This window comes from Fuscovulum sp. (genome assembly GCA_035192965.1).
Taxonomy (GTDB): Bacteria; Pseudomonadota; Alphaproteobacteria; order Rhodobacterales; family Rhodobacteraceae; genus Paragemmobacter.
On sequence record CP136571.1, the window covers coordinates 1,183,366 to 1,198,593 of the forward strand.

The window sequence follows — 15,228 nt, forward strand, 5'->3', positions numbered from 1 at the left end:
CCTTTGGCATCCGCCAAGGGGCCCCATGCCCCCGGAAACCCCCGTCCTCTATTGCCGCCCCTGCATCACGTCAATAATGTCGCCGCGAGAAACGGTCGCGGAGCGGCCCGGTACGGTAAGGAAAAGCGCCATGTCCGACACATCTGCCATGTCACCCCAGGATGCGCTGATCGCCGTGATGGTGGCCTGTTCGGCATCAGACCAGAACATGCGGACGGCCGAACTGGTGGCCATACAGCGCATGGTCAATCACATGCCGGTATTTGCCGATTACGACACCGACCGCATTCGCCGCATCAGCCAGATCGTGTTTGACCTGTTCGAAGAAGAGGATGGGCTGGATGCGCTGTTCGGGCTGATCCGCGAAGCCCTGCCCGAGCGGTTGAACGAGACGGCCTATGCGCTGGCCTGCGATGTGGTGACGGCGGATGGCAACCATAATGAGGTGGAGTTGCGGATGCTGGAGGAGGTGCGCGAGGAGTTGCGCGTGGACCGCCTCCATGCGGCGGCCATCGAATGGGGTGCGCGGGTGCGGCATTTGAAGCCGTGAGAACCGCGTCTTCCTTCCGCAAAGCGGCGGGCATCGTGCGAAGCACAGACACGATCACACGTGAAACAGTTAAGTAATCAGTGAAGGATGTTCCCGTGACGAGTTCAACCAGAAGCGCAGTTTCGCCCGCCGCCCTCTGCTTCGGCCTTATCCTTTCGGCCTGCGCACCAACCACGGACGGAAGGCCGATGACGCATGTCCCAGATGCGGCAACCTTGATCGACTATCGCGACATCCGCGCCGTTTCGAAGGACCAGACCGAGGCGCTCCGCGCCGAACTCGCCAACAGTTCCTTCCTCGTCCGCATGGTTTGGGGACGGCAATACGTCCACTTCGCCCCCTCTGGTCAGGCACTTTTTTGGGACACCCGCGACCGCAAGACGACGACCGGCACCTGGACGGTCCTGCCTGCCACGCTCGGAACCGACCTTGTATGCTGGGCCAAGGGAGGACTGCCCTCCGACATGACGGGCATGGCACCCGTGGACAACTGCATCATCGCAGCAAGCTTCATTGGCATGGCCGACTACCTCTCGAGGGGCGACGTCTTCGGCCTGACGACAGGCAAGGCACCGGAATAAGGCCGCAGCACTTCCGAGGTGGGGAGGGATTTACCCCGCCCCCACACCCCTCACGCATACAACCCAGCCCAGCGCGCGATCAGTTGCCCCTGCAATCGCCGCGCGCGGCGGGTCCAGGCCTTGCCGCCTGCGGGTTCTTCGCGTTCGGCGACGGACAGCCTGTCACGCCGGGCCGCATCGGCGCAAAAGATGGCGAAGGCCATTTCGCGCCCCGAGGGTGGTTGGACATAACCGACAAGCGAAGAGACGAAGTTCAGCGTGCCGGTCTTGCCGATGACCGAGACCGGGCTGTCGATTTCCTCCCCGTCGCCGTTGCGCATGCCGAGATTGCGCAGGATCGGTTTCAATCCGCTGCCCGACGGTGTGGCCTGTGCAGTGACCAGCGCCTTGACCATTTCAGCCGGGCTGATCCGGCTGTCGCTGCCCAGCCCGGAATGATCGACAAAGCGCCCCTCTGCCCCCAGCCGTGCCTGAACCCAGTCTGACATGGCCGCGCCAGAGGCTTTGAGCCCGCCCGCACCGGAAGAAGACAGGCCCATCACTTCTGCTGTCAGGTTGGTTGACCAGCGCAGCATCCGGCGCAGGACATCGGGCAAGGGGTCGCCGGTGAATTGGGCCACCACCTGCGCGCCTTGCGGCAGGCGCGCGGCGCGTTTGGGTTCGGGCAGATCAATCCCCTGCGCACGGGCAAGCGTCTGGAACACCTCGGCAGTATAGGCGCCGGGGTTGCGCACGGGCAACCAGCGGCTGCCGCCTTTGCCCAGTGCTTCGCTGGCGACGGTCCATTCCTCGGACCCGCCGCGTTCGCGCCATGTGAACAGGGGCGCGTTGCGGCGGACAACTTCCATCCGCGCCATCCGGACCGGCGGCGCAAAGCGTTCACCGCGCGCATCCATCGCCACGCCCCAGCCGCCCTGCGCACGCTTCCATTCGAAATGCACACGGTTGTAGTTCAGGTTCAGGCCGGAAATGGCGGGGTTGTAGCCGACGTGATCGGGCTGATCGCTCGAGATTTCTGCGATTGCGGGCAGGGCTTCGTCGTGGAACAGGAAGGCCCCGCTGATGCTGCGGATACCGGTTGCAGCAAGCTGCGCGGCAAGATCGCCCATCCGATCCGTGTCGAGTTCCGGATCGCCCGAACCGGACAGGATCAGATCGCCATTCACACGCCCGCCCTGAATGGGGCCGGTTGCAAGGATACGGGTGACAAAGCGATGTCCGCCGCCAAGCTTTTCCAGCGCATAAAGCGCGGTTACTGCTTTGGCTGTGCTGGCCGGGGGAAGCGCCTGCCTTTCGCCCATGGCCTCGAGCAGTTGTCCGCTGCGCGCATCGGCCACGGCATAGCCCACCACACCGCCGAGACCTGCCGCTTCGATCAACGCACTGGGATCGGCAGCCGATCTGGCCTTGGTGGTTTGACCGGAGGGCCGCGCCAAGGGGCGCGGGCTGACCGTCAGCCCTTCGGCCAGGGCAGGGGCCGCAAGACCGGCCAGCATCCCACCCAGAACAAACCGCCGCGAAACCATCATTTCCCCCCAGAGCGAACCCGCAGAGCCTAGCCAAAGCCGATGGCATCCAGCAAGCGGAAGAAATGCCGCGTCACGGCGTCAGCGCCGCCATTCCCCCCGCGCCCGGATCGCGGTGGAAGAGGACCCGTCCATCGGCAGGTTCACGAAACACCAGGCCGGGGCGGGTTTGTTACGCAGCACCTCGCCACGATCCACAAGATCGCCGCCGTAGATGCGGGCGGCCTTGGACATGCGCGCGCGTACGCCCCAACCGGGCCGGGCAAGAACGCCGACGGGGACCATGCGCAAAATATCCTCCCACCGTTCCCAGCGGTGAAACTGCACCAGATTGTCCGCCCCCATCAGCCAGACGAAACGTACACCGGGATAATGCGCCCGCAGCGCCCGGAGCGTTTCGGCGGTGTAACGGGTGCCAAGGCGCGCCTCGATATCGCTGACCACGACACGGGGATCGCGCATCACCGCACGGGCGCGCGTCATCCGGTCGGCAAGCGGGGCGGGGCCGCGCTGTTTCAGCGGATTGCCGGGGCTGACCAGCCACCAGACCCGGTCCAGGCCCATGCGCTTGAGCGCTTCGCGCGTGATGTGGACATGGCCGCCATGTGCCGGATCGAAGCTTCCTCCCAGAAGCCCGATCACCATTCCCTTTCGCGCAACGGGGAATCCTGCCCGCACGCCGCCCTCCGCTGCAATTCTGGGCAGATGCCCATCCACTCTGCCCCAAACACCTCACGTTGCCACTGTCCAGCATTATCGCTACATGTCCCCCCAACATCCCAAAGGATTCACGCAGGAGCGGCAAGATGGCCTCGTATCAATACGTCTATCACATGGATGGCGTGTCAAAGACCTATCCCGGCGGCAAGAAGGTGTTTGAAAACATCCGCCTGAACTTTCTGCCCGGGGTAAAGATCGGCGTTGTCGGTGTGAACGGGGCGGGGAAATCCACCCTGCTGCGCGTCATGGCCGGATGGGACAAGGATTTTCAGGGCGAAGCCTGGGCCGCCAAGGGGGCCAAGGTGGGCTACCTGCCGCAGGAACCGCAGCTGGACCCGAACCTGACCGTGCGCGAGAACGTCAAGCTGGGCGTGGCGGAAAAGCAGGGCAAGCTGGACCGCTACAACGAGTTGGCGATGAACTATTCGGATGAAACCGCCGAAGAGATGTCGCAGTTGCAGGATCAGATCGACGCGGAAAACCTGTGGGATCTGGACAGCCAGATCGACGTGGCGATGGAGGCCCTGCGCTGCCCGCCGGATGATGCCAATGTCGAAACGCTGTCGGGTGGTGAAAAGCGCCGCGTTGCGCTGTGCAAGCTGCTGTTGGAAGCACCCGACATGCTGCTCTTGGACGAACCGACCAACCACCTTGATGCCGAAACGATCGCCTGGCTGCAAAAGCACCTGATCGAATACAAGGGCACGATCCTGACCGTGACCCACGACCGCTATTTCCTTGACGATATCACGACCTGGATTCTGGAACTGGAACGCGGCAAGGGGCTGCCGCATGAGGGCAACTATTCCTCATGGCTGGATGCCAAGGCCAAGCGGCTTGCGCAGGAAGCGCGCGAGGACAAGGCCAAGCAGAAGGTTCTGGAAAAGGAACTGGAATGGATCCGTGCCGGTGCCAAGGCCCGGCAGGCCAAATCCAAGGCGCGTATCTCGGCCTATGAAAAGATGGCGGATGAGTCGGTCAAGGATCTGGTTGGCAAGGCGCAGATCATCATTCCGCATGGTCCGCGGTTGGGGTCCAAGGTCATCGAATTTGAGAATGTCTCGAAATCGCTGGGCGACAAGCAGTTGATCGAAAACCTGTCCTTCGCGCTGCCGCCGGGCGGGATTGTTGGTGTGATCGGTCCGAACGGGGCCGGGAAATCCACGCTGATGAAAATGATCATCGGCACAGAGCAGCCCGACAGCGGGACCATCACGCTGGGCGATACGGTTCAACTTTCCTATGTCGACCAGTCGCGCGATTCGCTGGATCCCAACAAGAACGTCTGGGAAGAGATCACTGACGCGCTGGATATCGTTGTTCTGGGCGATGCCGAGGTGAACAGCCGCGCCTATTGTTCGTCATTCAACTTCAAGGGATCGGACCAGCAAAAGAAGGTGGGCATCCTGTCGGGCGGGGAGCGCAACCGCGTTCACATGGCAAAACTGCTGAAGTCCGGGGGCAACGTGCTGCTGCTGGACGAACCGACCAACGATCTGGACGTGGAAACGCTGCAGGCGCTGGAATCGGCGATCGAAGAGTTTGCCGGTTGTGCGGTGATCATCAGCCACGACAGGTTCTTCCTTGACCGGCTTTGCACCCATATCCTTGCGTTTGAAGGCGATGCGCATGTCGAATGGTTCGAGGGCAACTTCCAGGCCTATGAGGATGACAAGGTGCGTCGTCTTGGCCCGGATTCGATTGAACCGAAGCGCGTGAAGTACAAGAAGTTCTCGCGCTGATCTGAAGGGGGCGGGGTAAGACCCGCCCCGCTTTATTGTCTTTACGTCCGGGCCGGATCTATCCCTGCGGCGTGGTGACCTTGCGCTGCTGCGCCCGGTTCTTTCCCAGCTTGCGTTCGCGCAGGATAATCAGAATGCCTGCCAGAATGATCAGGGCCGCGCCGGCAAGCACGGTCCGGCTGGGCATTTCGGCAAAGACAAACCAGCCAATAGCCAGTGCGAACAGCATCGAGGCATAGTCAAAGGGCGCCACGAGCGAGGCGTCGGCCTCGCGGTAACTGGATGTCAGCAGAATCTGACCGACACCGCCCAGAAGCCCTGCACCGATCAGCAAGGCCAATTCCGTTGGGCTTGGCCAGACCCAGCCAAAGGGAAGAGTGGCCAGAGACAGAACCGTGGCTGTCAGTGAAAAGTAGAACACGATGGCCGGTGTCTTTTCCGTCTGCACCAGCTTGCGCACGAAGACCTGCGCCAGAGCGGCAAAGACTGCGCCGCCCAGAACCAGCAGGGCACCGAAGGCCTCGGCATGGCTGGCTCCGCCTTCCAGCAGGGTCAGGCGCGGTGACAGGACGATCAACACCCCCACCAGACCCAGCGCAACACAGGACAGTCGGAACAGTCGGACATCTTCGCCCAGAAACATCGCCGCAAAGATCACGGTCAGCAGGGGGGCGGCGTAGCCGATGGCCGTGACTTCGGGCAAAGGCAGATAGCCAAGCCCGGCAAAGCCCAGCCCCATCGCGCAGGTGCCTGCAAAACCGCGCCAGACATGGCCCATCGGGCTTGCGGCGCGCAGGCCGGTAGACAGTTCCCGCCGCATCACAAGCCAGATCACGATGACAGGGATCGCGAAAGCGGACCGGAAGAACACCGATTGCCCGGCCGGGACATGGTCGGCGGTGGCCTTGATCATCGAAACCATGACGATGAACACAAGGACGGAGCCGAGTTTCAGGGCAATGCCGCGGAGCGGGCGCATGTTCACCTCTGGCGTTGGCTCAGGTGGACCATCCTTCCGCTCCGGGTGCAAGGGGGGTGGACCATCACGAAGGCTTGGGGTTTGCTGGAACAAAGGAGTGTTGTCCATGCCGCAGATCGCCCCCAAGGCCCCTCTTTCCGACCGCATCGCCCAAGGGCGTGGCACTGTGCCTGCCGATCTGGTGCTGCGGGGCGGGCGTGTGTTTGACCTGATCACCGGGGATCTGGTGGAAACGGATGTGGCAATCTGTGGCGATACGATTGTCGGTGTATTTGGCAGCTATGAGGGCAAGCGCGTCATCGACGTGTCAGGGCAGGTGCTGGTGCCGGGGTTCATCGACACGCATCTGCATATCGAATCCTCGCTGGTGACGCCGTTCGAGTTTGACCGTTGCGTGACGCCGCGTGGAGTGACGACGGCGATCTGCGATCCGCATGAGATTGCGAATGTCTGCGGGCTGGAGGGGATCGGTTACTTTCTGGACGCATCAAGCCGCACATTGATGGACATTCGGGTTCAGTTGTCGTCCTGCGTGCCGTCAACCCATATGGAAACGGCCGGCGCACAGTTGGAAGCGGCGGACCTGATCCCGCTGATGGACCATCCGCGCGGGATCGGGCTGGCGGAGTTCATGAATTTCCCCGGTGTTCTGATGCAAGACGCGGGCTGTATGGCCAAGCTGGAGGCGTGGCAGGGCCGGCATATCGACGGCCACGCCCCGCTTTTGCGCGGCAATGACCTGAACGGATATATCGCCGCGGGGATACGGACGGAGCATGAGGCGACGACCGCCGAGGAGGCGCTGGAAAAGCTGCGCAAGGGGATGCGGGTGCTGATCCGCGAAGGATCGGTTTCGAAGGACTTGGCTTCGCTGGCCTCGCTGCTGATCGAACGCTATGCCCCTTATCTGTGCCTGTGCACCGATGACCGCAACCCTTTGGACATCGCCGAGCATGGGCATCTGGACCACATGATCCGCACGGCCATCGCGCTTGGGGCGGAACCTTTGGCTGTCTATCGCGCGGCCAGCCTTTCGGCGGCTGAGGCCTTTGGATTGAAGGATCGCGGTCTGATCGCGCCCGGAAAGCGGGCCGATATCGTGGTGATCGACAGTCTTAACGGCTGCCACGCATCGCGGGTTTTCGCAGGCGGCGTTGAGGTGACGGAGGAAGCCTTTGCCGCGCGGCAGATTATCCCGCCCGTGGCGCGGCATTCGGTCAAGGCGCCGAAGGTGGAAGCGCATCATTTCCGCTGTGGGGGCAACCGGGTAGAGACCCCAGTCATCGGCATCCTGCCCGGCAAGATCATCACCGAGTACCTGACCTATGACATCGCGCCCACCGATGGCGACAAGCGGCCTGATCTGGACCGTGACCTGATCCGCATCGCGGTGATTGAACGCCATGGCAGGAACGGCAATCGTGCCACGGGATTTGTAAAGGGGTTCGGGCTGAAACGGGGGGCGATCGCATCGACCGTCTGTCACGATCATCACAACATTGCCGTGGTCGGGGCGGACTATGACGACATGGCGCTGGCCGCCAACAGGCTGGGCGAGATCGAAGGAGGTTTCGTGGTGGTCGAGGGGGGGCGGGTGCTGGCGGAACTGCCCTTGCCGGTGGCCGGGCTGATGAGCCTTGAACCGTTCGAATTTGTCCGCGAACGTCTTGTGGCCCTGCGCGCTGCGGCGGCGGGGTTGGGGGTGGTGCTGGAGGAGCCGTTCCTGCAGCTGGCGTTTTTGGCGCTTCCCGTGATCCCGCATCTGAAGATCACGGATCACGGCATGGTGGATGTAGACCGCTTTGAAGTGATCCCGTGACAGCGGGTTAATGTGATAGCAAGGCACCCACGGGGTTGCGCTTGGCCCTTCAAGTGACGAAGTTTGTAAGGGTGGCATGAGGGGACAAGGGCCCGATGGGCAGGGGACGAAAGATCGCACGGCGTTTTGGCAAGATCGAAGGGGCACAGCCCGAGGGGAAGAAGCGGTTTTCGCAGATCCTGGACGCGATCGGGGCTGATGAGCGGCGTGAGCGCGTGTCTGTATCCGATCTGATGCAGGCGATGGATGCGCGTGCCGTGGCGGCGCTGATCCTGCTTTTTGCCCTTCCGAATGTGGTGCCGACGCCGCCGGGGACATCGTCGATTCTGGGTCTGCCACTGCTTTATCTGACCGCGCAGATGATGCTGGGGAAACTGCCGTGGTTGCCCGCCATCATCGCGGATCGTTCGATGACTCGCAGCGATTTCAACTCGTTTGTCGGACGGGTGACGCCGTTGATTGCGCGGCTGGAACGGCTCCTGAAGCCACGGTTTCTGTTCGTGACCTCTGTTACAGGTGAGCGGATCATTGGCGGCATTTGCCTTGCCCTGGCCATCGTGCTGGCCATGCCTATCCCGTTGGGCAACATGCTGCCGGCACTTGCCATTTCGTTGATGGCGCTGGGTGTGCTGGAACGTGACGGGTTATGGGTGGTGATCGGTGCGATTGTCGGCGCGTTGTCGATGGTGATCGTATCCGGCGTGGTCTGGGCGCTGGCCAAGGCCACGATTTTCCTGATCGTCAACGCGTTCTGATCAGACGGCACCGGGAACGGGGCCGGGATCGGGAAAACGGCAGCGGATGACGTGCCCGGGCTTGCCTTGTGCGGCGGCAAACTCCAACCGGGCCTCAAACAGGCGGGCGATTTCGCCCACGACAGCAAGACCAAGGCCATGGGTGCCTTGCACGGCATCGGCGCGCAGATCCTGCCGCGCGAGCAGGCGGGGCAGGGCATCGGGCGGCAGGCCGGGGCCATCATCTTCGACCTCCAGCACGGGCCCATCGGGCGTGGCGAGGGCGCGGACGGTTATGGTAGCCTGCGGGCCGGCATAGCGGATGGCGTTGTCGACAAGGTTCGTCAGCAGTTCGGCGCAAAGCACCGGATCGGCGCGGGCGATCAGGGTGTCTGCCCCCTCATACCCAAGGTCGTGGCCGAAGCGGTTGGCCTCGGGGATAGCGTCGGCGGTGGTGCTGCGCGCGATGGCGGCCAGATCGGTGGCGGGCAGGGCGCGGCGGGCGGCGGCGGCGTCGATCCGCGCCAGCATCAGAAGCTGCGCCAGCACACGTTCGGCGCGGACAAGCGCAGCCTCGGCTTTGGCGATGCTGTCCTGCCCTGCGTCGGGTGTGGTGCGGGCAATCAGTGCAAGCTGGGCGCGGACAGTGGCCAGCGGCGTGCGCAACTGATGCCCGGCATTGCCGGTAAAGTTGCGCAAGGCCGCCACCGCCGCATCGAGGCGTTCCATGAAGCTGTTCATTGCCTCGATCGGGCTTGCCACTTCAGAGGGAATATCCGCGCGCAGCGGGCTAAGGTCATCGGGTGCGCGCGTCGACAGGGTTTGTGCCAACCGGTCCAACGGGCGCAGGGCGCTGGTCACGGTGAACCACACGATCAGCGCTGCCCCGATGGCCAGCCCGGTCAGGCGCAAAGCAGAGCGGATCAGGATGGTGCGCGCCAGTGCATCGCGGGCGCGGGTGGATTCGGCGACGGTGACCGAATAGGGCAGAAAATCCTCGCCGGTGGAGACCTGCCCGTAAAGGGTGGCGATGCGGATGGGTGTGGCGCCGAAGAGGCCATCGGTGAAGGCCGTATCGTCATCCTGCCCGCGCGGCACGGTGGCCAGCGCTTCATACCCGGTAAGGAAACCGTCAGGGCCATCGACCCGGTAGAAGACCTGATCCTCGGCCGCCGAGGCCAGCATGTCGAGCGCGGAATAGGGGATGTCCACCTCGATCGTGCCGGACAGATCGACGCTGATCCGTTCAGCGATGGCCAGCGCAGACCCGGCCAAAACGCGGTCTGATACGCCCTGAGCGGTGCGCCGCGCCTCGCCCCAAGTATCCAGAAGGGCGGCAAGGCCCAGCAGGGCCGTCGACAGGAACAACCAGCCAAGCAACCTGCGCCGCAGCGACCAGCGACCGATGGCAGCGGATGCCGTCATGCGCCGGGGGCCTTGTCGATGTAATAGCCGATACCGCGCGCGGTGCGCAGCGCCACGCCATGCACGGCAAGTCGGCGGCGCAGGCGCGAGACATATTGTTCGATGGCATTGTCGGACAGGCTGTCATCGAGCGATGTCAGCGACTGGACGATGGTTTCCTTACTGACGACCTTGCCCGCGCGGGTGAACAGCAACTCCACCAGCGCAAGTTCGCGGGCGGGCAGGTCAATGGGGCCAGAGGCGGTGGACAGGCGGCGCGAGATCAGATCCAGCGTCACCGCGCCCACAGTCAAGGTCGAGGCGCGCAGACCTGCCTGACGGCGCAGGAGCGACCGGACCCGCGCCTCGAATTCGGCGATGTCGAAGGGTTTGGTCAGATAATCATCCGCCCCAAGGTTCAGCCCACGCACGCGATCCTCGGGTGCGCCACGGGCCGTCAGGATCATCACGGCGGCATCATCCGACCGGGCGCGCATGGCGCGCAGTACCGCCAGCCCATCCATTTCCGGCAGGTTCAGATCAAGGATGACCAGATCAAAGCGTTCCGATGCGCCGAGGGCTTCGGCCGACAGGCCGTCATGGACGGTATCGACGGCATAGCCCGACTGCACCAGAAGCGTGGTCAACGCCTCGGCCAGTGGTCGGTCATCTTCGACGAGCATGATGCGCATGGGGCCTCCGCCCGGAAGACTAGGGCGGAACGGCGGCGTTGTGAACGGGGCTGCCATGGGGCAAGCTGTGATCCATGAGGGTGAGGGGGCTGTTTCTTGCGGGTTTGATCGGCGCGGCTTGGCCAGCGATGGCCGAGGTGTTTCTGTTCGATGCACCCGCCGGGCAGGCGGCGCAGGAACTGACGATCTATTCCACGCTGGATAAAGGGCTTGCAGCGCCGATGATCACGGCGTTTCAGGCGCAGAACCCCGATGTTGCCGTGCGATACGAGGATCTGCTGACTGGCGCGATTCGCGACCGGGTGCGGCAAGAGACGGATGGCATCGGGGCGACGGCGGATTTCGTGTTCTCGTCGGGCATGGATTTGCAGATGAGCCTTGCCAATGATGGCTATGCCCGGGCTGTTTCACCGCCTGCGGCGCGGGATTGGCCAGATTGGGCGCAATGGCAGGACATGGCCTATGCGCTGACCTATGAGCCTGCCGTGCTGGTTTATCACCGTCCCAGCTTTCCCGACGGGCCGCCGACATCGCGGCTGGCGCTGATGGATTGGTTGCGCGCGAAGCCCCCCGGTGACGGAGGCGCGGTGGGAACCTATGATATCACGCGGTCGGCTCTGGGTTATCTGTTCCTGGCGCGGGATGAGGAATTGTTCGGCGATATCTGGGCCTTGATCCGCGCGATGGCCCGGGCAGGGCTGGAGGTTTTTCCCACCAGTCAGGACATCATCGACAGGGTGGCGGATGGCCGGTTGAAGCTGGGCTATAACATCCTTGGCTCTTATGCCGCTGATCAGGCGCGGCAAAGGCCCGAGATCGGGCTGGTTTTGCTGAAGGATTACACGGTGGTCGTGTCGCGGGTGGCGCTTGTGCCGCGCGCGGCGCGCAACCCCGATCTGGGTGAGGCCTTTCTGGCCTTTCTGATGAGCCGGGAAGGGCAGGAGATTCTGGCGCGCAAGCTGCGCCTGCCGGCGATTTCGCTTGAGGTGTCTGATGCGAATAGCGCGCGGATGATGCAGGCCATCCTTGGCCCCCAGTTGCAGCCGGTGGGCGTCAGCCCCGGCCTGCTGGTTTATCTGGACCAATCCAAGCGCAAGCGGCTGTTGCGTCGCTGGGCCGACGAGACGCAACCCGGCGACTAGGGAACATGTCAGGTAGATGACAGGTTGATGTGCTTGTGTAGCGCATGGGAGGCACGAGGAGGTGCCGTCCGTGACAGTTTGCCCGGCACAAGCCGGGACTTTGGGAGGAGAGACCAAGATGAAACACGCCCTTATCGGCGCGATGTTCGCCGCTGCGCTGGCAGCACCGTCTTTTGCGAATGACTATGCGATCATGGCCCCGGCAAGCCCCGGCGGCGGCTGGGATTCGACCGCCCGCACGATGCAAGAGGTGATGCAGGCCGAAGGCATTTCCGGCTCTGTTCAGGTGACCAACGTTCCCGGCGCGGGCGGCACGGTCGGGCTGGCGCAGTTCGTAGCCTCGGCTTCCGGTGATCCGTCGCAACTGATCGTCGGTGGCTATGTTATGGTCGGCGCGATCCTGACCAACGCTTCGCCCGTATCGCTGGCCGACGTGACGCCGATTGCGCGCCTGACCGGCGAAGCGGTGGCCATCGTGGTGCCTGCGGCATCGCCCATTCAGGATATCAAGGGTCTGGTCGATGCGATGGCCGCCGATCCGGGTGCAGTCAGCTGGGCCGGTGGTTCGGCGGGCGGCGTGGACCACATCACCGTGGGCCTGCTGGCCAAGGCGGCGGGTGTGGACCCGACCAAGATCAACTATGTCGCCTTCTCGGGCGGTGGTGAGGCGACGGCGGCCATCCTGGGCAATCAGGTGACGGCGGGGATTTCCGGCCTGGGCGAGTTCCTGCCGCAGGTTGAAGCGGGCACGATGCGCCTGCTGGCCGTATCGTCGGGTGAGCGGCTGGAAGGCGTTGACGCGCCGACGCTGACCGAGGCGGGCTATGATGTTGTGGTGCAGAACTGGCGCATGGTTGCCGCGGCTCCGGGCCTGAGCGACGAACAGAAGGCGCAGGTTTCGGCAGATATCGAAAAGCTGGCGAAATCGGCAGGCTGGCAGAAGGCGCTGGCCGACAAGGGCTGGGCTGACACCTACCTTGCCGGGGCCGATTTCCAGGCGCAGCTGGCCACCGAGATCGAGGCCACGACCGCGATCCTCAAGGACATTGGTCTGGTGCAATGACACCGCAAGGTGAAACCGGACGCCGCCCCGATGGGGCGGCGTTTGCCATCGCGGTCTTTCTGATCGCCATCGGCATCCTGATGCTGTGGGACGGATCGCGCATCACCTCGAAAGCTGGGTATTCCGGTGTGGGGGCGGGGGATGTACCGCGCCTGATCGGGAGCGTTCTGGTCTTTCTTGGGTTCGGAACGGCCTATCAGGGCTGGCGCAATCCCGGCCCGCCGCGGCCAAAGCAGCAACCTGTTCCGCTGTTGTGGTTGCTGGGTGGCATGGTGGTGATGGTCGCCACGATCCACACCATCGGTTTCGTGCTGGGCGCGACGATCCTGTTCACCTCTGCCGCCGCGGCCTTTGGGGAACGGCGGTTCCTGCGGGCGATCGTGTCGGGTGTGGTGCTGGGCCTGTTCATCTATCTGGTCTTCGATGTTCTGCTGCAGTTGAACCTGCCGGCGGGGCCGATTGAAATGCTGATCTTCGGGCGCTGAGATGGATACATTCGGCTTTCTTTTGCAGGGGCTGAGCACAGCCTTTGAACCGATGATGCTGCTTTACGCGCTGATCGGGGTGACGCTGGGCACTGCCGTGGGGGTGCTGCCCGGGATCGGGCCTGCGCTGACGGTGGCACTGCTTTTGCCGGTGACCTATGGGTTGGACGCGGCAGGGTCGCTGATCATGTTTGCGGGCATCTATTATGGCGGGATGTATGGGGGATCGACCACTTCCATTCTGCTGAACACGCCGGGCGAAAGCGCATCGGTCATCACCGCGTTGGAGGGCAACAAGATGGCCCGTGCCGGGCGCGGCGGGCCTGCGCTGGCGACGGCGGCGATCGGGTCTTTCGTGGCGGGGTTGCTGGCCACGCTGATGCTGGCCTTTCTGGCGCCGCATGTGGTGAAGCTGGCGCTGATCTTTGGCCCGCGCGAGTATTTCGCGCTGATGGTGCTGGCCTTTGTGACCGTTTCGGCCGCGTTCGGCGAAAGCGCGTTGAAGGGATTGGTGTCTCTTTTCATCGGCTTGGCGCTGGCGATGGTGGGGATCGATCAGTTGACCGGGCAGACGCGGCTTGCTTTTGGGGTGCCGCAACTGCTGGACGGGATCGAGGTAACGACGCTGGCTGTGGCGATGTTCGCGCTGGGTGAGGCGCTGTTCGTGGCGGCGCAGGGGCCGGATACCGGGACCGGGGTGCTGGCGATCAAGGGCCGGGTGCGGATGACGGCGCAGGATTGGGCGCGGTCATGGAAGGCCTGGCTGCGCGGCACGGCAATCGGGTTTCCGATCGGATCCATGCCAGCAGGCGGGGCGGATATCGCGTCTTTCCTGTCTTACGCGACCGAGCGGAACATGACCAAGTACCCGGAAGAATTCGGAAAAGGCGCGATTGAAGGGGTGGCCGGACCGGAGGCCGCGAACAATGCGGCGGCGGCGGGGACGCTGGTGCCGTTGCTGACGCTGGGCTTGCCGACGACGGCGACGGCCGCGATCATGCTGGCTGGGTTTCAGCAATTCGGGTTGCAGCCGGGGCCTTTGCTGTTTGTCACGGCGCCGCAATTGGTGTGGGGCCTGATTGCCAGCCTTCTGGTGGCCAATGTGATGTTGCTGGTGCTGAACCTGCCGTTGATCCGGTTCTGGATCCTGCTGCTGAAGATCCCGCAGCCATGGCTTTATGGCGGCATTCTGGTCTTTGCGACGCTGGGCACGCTGGGGGTGAACCCGTCTCCGGTCGAGTTGATGATGCTCGTGCTGTTCGGGACGATGGGCTATCTGATGCGGGTGTTCAACTATCCCATCGCACCTGTTGTGGTTGGTCTGATCCTGGGGCCGATGGCGGAACAGCAGTTGCGGCGGGCGCTGGCAATTGCGCAGGGGGATTGGACGACGCTTGTGCAATCGCCCATCGCGGCGGGATTGCTGGTGTTGGCGGCGGTGGCGTTGATCGTGCCGATGATCCTGCGGGCGCGGGGGCGTGGGGATACGCTGTCGCAGATTGGCACGGCGGAAGATTGAGGGAAGGGGGCCGCTGGCCCCCTTTTTCACACATGGCAGCGCGCGGAACGGTTTGCGGGTTTGTCTTTGCGCCCGTGCGTGCGGCGCGGTAATCCGGCGCGATTTCAGGGGTTTGTCCGAAAATGGCTGTGCAGCGCCCGGTGCAGCAGGCGGTGCAGCACAGCGTATGCACGCAGCGCACGGTGGCAGTGGTTAAGGTTAACCCTTTCTGACTGCGTGACGGCCTTGCCGCGCCGGGTTTCGGGGCGCAGAAAGCGGGTCTGGGCCGGGTT

Annotated in this window: 14 protein-coding genes; 9 read left to right on the plus strand and 5 right to left on the minus strand. The window is 63.6% G+C overall.

The window, feature by feature from the left end; translation table 11 throughout:
- Positions 1-130: 130 nt before the first annotated feature.
- Both RSE12_05870 and RSE12_05875 read left to right on the plus strand, forming a co-directional pair.
- Positions 131-550, plus strand: coding sequence for a tellurite resistance TerB family protein (locus RSE12_05870; GenBank protein WRH63860.1), 420 nt, complete (start codon positions 131-133; stop codon positions 548-550).
- 188 nt (positions 551-738) lie between these two features.
- A complete protein-coding gene (locus tag RSE12_05875) occupies positions 739-1,131 on the plus strand; it encodes a hypothetical protein (protein ID WRH63861.1) in 393 nt (130 codons plus the stop codon).
- A gap of 50 nt (positions 1,132-1,181) precedes the next feature.
- Here the strand turns inward: RSE12_05875 and dacB are convergent, their stop codons facing one another.
- Both dacB and RSE12_05885 read right to left on the minus strand, forming a co-directional pair.
- Entirely contained in the window at positions 1,182-2,660 is a 1,479-nt protein-coding gene (dacB, locus tag RSE12_05880; GenBank protein ID WRH63862.1) for a D-alanyl-D-alanine carboxypeptidase/D-alanyl-D-alanine-endopeptidase, read from the minus strand.
- Positions 2,661-2,738: 78 nt separating this feature from the next.
- Entirely contained in the window at positions 2,739-3,335 is a 597-nt protein-coding gene (locus tag RSE12_05885) for a nicotinate-nucleotide adenylyltransferase (protein WRH63863.1), read from the minus strand.
- A gap of 128 nt (positions 3,336-3,463) precedes the next feature.
- On the opposite strand from RSE12_05885, the gene ettA reads away from it, so the two are divergent.
- The gene (ettA, locus tag RSE12_05890) at positions 3,464-5,119 is read left to right on the plus strand and encodes an energy-dependent translational throttle protein EttA (GenBank protein ID WRH63864.1); all 1,656 of its coding nucleotides are present in this window, start codon (positions 3,464-3,466) and stop codon (positions 5,117-5,119) included.
- A gap of 58 nt (positions 5,120-5,177) precedes the next feature.
- Here the strand turns inward: ettA and RSE12_05895 are convergent, their stop codons facing one another.
- Complete coding sequence (locus RSE12_05895; GenBank protein WRH63865.1) at positions 5,178-6,098, minus strand: DMT family transporter; 921 nt, start codon at positions 6,096-6,098, stop codon at positions 5,178-5,180.
- Between the two features lie 106 nt (positions 6,099-6,204).
- Between RSE12_05895 and ade the strand changes: the two genes are divergently transcribed.
- A complete protein-coding gene (gene ade / locus RSE12_05900; GenBank protein ID WRH63866.1) occupies positions 6,205-7,917 on the plus strand; it encodes an adenine deaminase in 1,713 nt (570 codons plus the stop codon).
- 95 nt (positions 7,918-8,012) lie between these two features.
- On the plus strand, positions 8,013-8,672 hold the full coding sequence (locus RSE12_05905) for an exopolysaccharide biosynthesis protein (GenBank protein WRH63867.1): 660 nt from the start codon (positions 8,013-8,015) through the stop codon (positions 8,670-8,672).
- Here RSE12_05905 and RSE12_05910 read toward each other — a convergent pair whose 3' ends face one another.
- Together RSE12_05910 and RSE12_05915 are read right to left on the minus strand one after the other, a co-directional pair.
- Positions 8,673-10,076: a sensor histidine kinase N-terminal domain-containing protein gene (locus RSE12_05910; protein WRH63868.1), complete on the minus strand. Its 1,404-nt coding sequence runs from the start codon at positions 10,074-10,076 to the stop codon at positions 8,673-8,675. It abuts the gene before it with no gap.
- Complete coding sequence (locus tag RSE12_05915; protein WRH63869.1) at positions 10,073-10,747, minus strand: response regulator transcription factor; 675 nt, start codon at positions 10,745-10,747, stop codon at positions 10,073-10,075. Before RSE12_05915 ends, RSE12_05910 begins: the two co-directional genes overlap by 4 nt.
- A gap of 74 nt (positions 10,748-10,821) precedes the next feature.
- On the opposite strand from RSE12_05915, the gene RSE12_05920 reads away from it, so the two are divergent.
- From RSE12_05920 to RSE12_05935, 4 genes are all read left to right on the plus strand, one after another.
- The gene (locus RSE12_05920) at positions 10,822-11,889 is read left to right on the plus strand and encodes an ABC transporter substrate-binding protein (GenBank protein ID WRH63870.1); all 1,068 of its coding nucleotides are present in this window, start codon (positions 10,822-10,824) and stop codon (positions 11,887-11,889) included.
- Positions 11,890-12,007: 118 nt separating this feature from the next.
- A complete protein-coding gene (locus RSE12_05925) occupies positions 12,008-12,952 on the plus strand; it encodes a tripartite tricarboxylate transporter substrate binding protein (protein WRH63871.1) in 945 nt (314 codons plus the stop codon).
- Entirely contained in the window at positions 12,949-13,437 is a 489-nt protein-coding gene (locus RSE12_05930) for a tripartite tricarboxylate transporter TctB family protein (protein WRH63872.1), read from the plus strand. Before RSE12_05925 ends, RSE12_05930 begins: the two co-directional genes overlap by 4 nt.
- 1 nt (position 13,438) lies before the next feature.
- Positions 13,439-14,956 carry a tripartite tricarboxylate transporter permease gene (locus RSE12_05935; GenBank protein WRH63873.1) on the plus strand — a complete coding sequence of 506 codons (1,518 nt, stop codon included), beginning with the start codon at positions 13,439-13,441 and terminating at the stop codon, positions 14,954-14,956.
- The last annotated feature ends 272 nt before the right edge of the window (positions 14,957-15,228 follow it).

Bases quoted from the DNA above. Each gene is read 5' to 3' on its own strand.
- dacB (WRH63862.1), bottom strand. From the start codon at position 2,660: ATGATGGTTTCGCGGCGGTTTGTTCTGGGTGGGATGCTGGCCGGTCTT.
- RSE12_05895 (WRH63865.1), bottom strand. From the start codon at position 6,098: ATGCGCCCGCTCCGCGGCATTGCCCTGAAACTCGGCTCCGTCCTTGTG.
- RSE12_05930 (WRH63872.1), top strand. From the start codon at position 12,949: ATGACACCGCAAGGTGAAACCGGACGCCGCCCCGATGGGGCGGCGTTT.
- RSE12_05905 (WRH63867.1), top strand. From the start codon at position 8,013: ATGGGCAGGGGACGAAAGATCGCACGGCGTTTTGGCAAGATCGAAGGG.
- RSE12_05870 (WRH63860.1), top strand. From the start codon at position 131: ATGTCCGACACATCTGCCATGTCACCCCAGGATGCGCTGATCGCCGTG.
- ade (WRH63866.1), top strand. From the start codon at position 6,205: ATGCCGCAGATCGCCCCCAAGGCCCCTCTTTCCGACCGCATCGCCCAA.
- RSE12_05935 (WRH63873.1), top strand. From the start codon at position 13,439: ATGGATACATTCGGCTTTCTTTTGCAGGGGCTGAGCACAGCCTTTGAA.
- RSE12_05910 (WRH63868.1), bottom strand. From the start codon at position 10,076: ATGACGGCATCCGCTGCCATCGGTCGCTGGTCGCTGCGGCGCAGGTTG.
- RSE12_05915 (WRH63869.1), bottom strand. From the start codon at position 10,747: ATGCGCATCATGCTCGTCGAAGATGACCGACCACTGGCCGAGGCGTTG.
- ettA (WRH63864.1), top strand. From the start codon at position 3,464: ATGGCCTCGTATCAATACGTCTATCACATGGATGGCGTGTCAAAGACC.
- RSE12_05920 (WRH63870.1), top strand. From the start codon at position 10,822: ATGAGGGTGAGGGGGCTGTTTCTTGCGGGTTTGATCGGCGCGGCTTGG.
- RSE12_05875 (WRH63861.1), top strand. From the start codon at position 739: ATGACGCATGTCCCAGATGCGGCAACCTTGATCGACTATCGCGACATC.
- RSE12_05925 (WRH63871.1), top strand. From the start codon at position 12,008: ATGAAACACGCCCTTATCGGCGCGATGTTCGCCGCTGCGCTGGCAGCA.